The sequence below is a fragment of the Bittarella massiliensis (ex Durand et al. 2017) genome, assembly GCF_017566145.1.
GTDB lineage: Bacteria > Bacillota > Clostridia > Oscillospirales > Ruminococcaceae > Bittarella > Bittarella massiliensis_A.
In genome coordinates this window covers 1-206 of record NZ_JABFCL010000448.1, presented here as the reverse complement: position 1 = coordinate 206, position 206 = coordinate 1, and the positions used below count along the sequence as shown (strand labels likewise).

The following is a 206-nucleotide window of genomic DNA, read 5'->3' as shown; positions in this document are numbered from 1 at the left end:
CACTATGTTTCCGTTCCAGAGTCAGTGAATCCAAGAGAGTATTTTAGCTTTTACAATTATCAATATATACTGGATGTAAGGAGGCAGAAAGAACTGCTGGATGCGCCGATTCCATTGACAGAAGGACTAAAGAGTTCCTATGAGTGGTACAGAAAGCATCCGCAGGACGTCAAAAAGATGGAATATCTGAAATATATCGATGAACA

The 206-nt window shown here is 39.8% G+C and carries 1 pseudogene; it reads left to right on the top strand.

Going from position 1 to position 206, the window contains the following annotated elements:
• A pseudogene (locus HJY11_RS15000) lies at window positions 1-206 on the top strand (NAD-dependent epimerase/dehydratase family protein); the annotation flags it as partial.